This window comes from Actinospica durhamensis (assembly GCF_018139695.1).
GTDB lineage: Bacteria > Actinomycetota > Actinomycetes > Streptomycetales > Catenulisporaceae > Actinospica > Actinospica durhamensis.
Map to the genome: position 1 here is coordinate 1 of NZ_JAGSOG010000518.1, position 2232 is coordinate 2232.

At 74.1% G+C, this 2232-nt stretch carries 2 protein-coding genes; both read right to left on the minus strand.

Translation table 11 applies throughout. The features are described from left to right. A partial coding sequence (locus KDL01_RS40615) for a maltokinase N-terminal cap-like domain-containing protein (RefSeq protein ID WP_212534054.1) occupies positions 1–645 on the minus strand: 645 nt, incomplete at its 3' end. Between the two features lie 27 nt (positions 646–672). Further along, positions 673–2232 (minus strand): amidohydrolase (locus tag KDL01_RS40620; protein ID WP_212534055.1); only part of this gene is annotated, 1560 nt, incomplete at its 5' end.

The window sequence follows — 2232 nt, forward strand, 5'->3', positions numbered from 1 at the left end:
GTCCGCCCCGTCCCCGCCGTCCCCGCTGTCCGCCTCGAGCCAGGAACCTGCGACGTGACCGATCGCGTCCGGCCGAACCGACGTGGCGTCATCCGCGGCCGCCGCCCGCAGAACCCGCCGCACGTCGAGGCCCACGCCTGACGCGTTCCTCAGCTCCGTGCCGTCGCGCCCGTCGACAACGGTCGGCTTATCCCATCCCTGCACGGCCTCCGCACGCCCGGTGAAATCGCGGGTGACCTCACGGTCGAGCGTGTCGCTCGCACTCTGGTCCTGTGCCTGGACGCTGCCCTCGATCAGCGCGAGCAACTGGGCGACGAACACCGGGTCGTGTACGCCGTCGTAGGCCCAGCGCCGCCCGAGCACCCCGTGCTCCATGGTGCCGACGAGGGCGTGCTCCGCGCCGGCGAGCGGAGCGGCCCGGTAGGTGAGCGGCGCCAGGTAGGTGACGGGCCGGCCGGGCGCGGTGTCGGTGACCACGATGAACTCGATCCCGACCTCGCCCGCCGGATCGTCCAGCCGGAAGCCGCCGGCGTTGGCCAGCCGCGGTTCCCCCGCGCCGCCGACGTACCAGGGCCGCGAGGGCAGCCAGGCGGTGAGCAACTCCAGCTTGCTCGGTGCGAGAGTGGTGCGGTGGATTACGGCCATGCCCGGCATCCTGTCACAACCTTGGGCTCAGGCCTGGAACACCGGCTGCCCGGCGACGAACGTGGCGGCCACGCGCGCTGCGTGGATCTCGTACGTGGGCGCGGTGAACGGGTCGCGGTCGAGCACGACGAGGTCGGCCAGCATGCCGGGGACGATGCGGCCGGCCTCGTCGGCGTGGTTGATCCGGGCGGAGCCGGCCGTGTACGCGGTGAGCACCTGGGCCAGCGTCAGCTGCTCGGAGGCGATCAGCGGCTCCGCCTGCTCGCCGGGCGCGACCCGGTTGACCGCGACGTGCATGCCCTGCATCGGGTCCGGGCTGCTCACCGGCCAGTCGCTGCCCGCGGCGAGGTCGGCGCCGGAGGCCAGCAGCGACTTGAACGGGTACTGCCAGGACGAGCGCTCCGGCCCGAGCAGCGGGATGGCGAGTTCGTCCATCTGCGGTTCATGGCACGCCCACAGCGGCTGGATGTTCGCGGTGGCTCCGAGCGCCGCGAAGCGCCGGACGTCGTCGGGGTGCACGACCTGGAGGTGGGCGAGGTGGTGGCGGTGGCCGAGCAGTCCGTTGGCGGCGAGCGCCACCTCCAGCGCGTCGAGCGCCTCTCGGACGGCGCGGTCGCCGAGGGCGTGGAAGTGCACCTGGAAGCCGAGGCGGTCGAGTTGCGCGACGTACTCGCCCAGCTTGGCGGGATCCACGAAGCTCAGGCCGCTGGTGCTCGCGGGACGCGGCGCGGCGCCCGGGTGCCCGCCGCAGCCGCAGGGATCGAGGTAGGGGGCGGTGAGGGCGGCGGTGCGGTTCTCGATGATGCCGTCCTGCATGATCTTCACGGTGGCGGGGTCGAAGCGTCCGTCGCCCGCGGCGCGCCCGGCCTCGCGCCGCTCGAGGAACCGCTCGATCTGCTCCGCGCCGCGCTCCCGATCCCACCACAGCGCGCCGCGCACCCGCGCGGTCAGCCGCCCGGACGCGGCGGCGCGTAGGTAGACGTCGAAGTTGTCCGGCAAGCCGAGCCCGGCGCCGATCAGCGCGTCCTGCCAGCCGGTGATGCCGAGCGAGTGCAGCAGGCTCTGCGCGCGGTCGAGCGCCGCGTCGAACTCCTCGGCCGAGACCGGCGGCAGCAGTTTCTCCACGAAGCGGACCGCGCCCTCCTGCAGCATGCCGGTCGGCATCCCGTGCTCGTCGCGCTCGATGCGCCCGTCCACCGGATCGGGCGTGTCCCGGGTGACCCCGGCCAGCTCGAGCGCGCGGCTGTTGACCCAGGCGCCGTGGTGGTCCCGGTTCGGCAGGAAGACGGGCCGGTCGGACACGACGGCGTCGAGCGCGGCCGCAGTCGGCAGCCCGCCCGGGAACGCCTCGAGCGACCAGCCGCCGCCGGTGATCCACGGCCGCTCCGGATGCGCCCGCGCGTACGCCCCGATAGCCGCGAGGTAGTCGGGCGCGTTGCCGAGTGCGCTCAGATCGCAGCTGCCGAGCTCGAGCCCGCCGGCGACCGCGTGGATGTGCGAGTCCTGAAAGCCGGGCACGAGCAGCCGCCCGGCCAGGTCGATCCGCTCGGTCCCCGGCCCGGCCAGCTCCCGCGCCTCGTCCCCCAC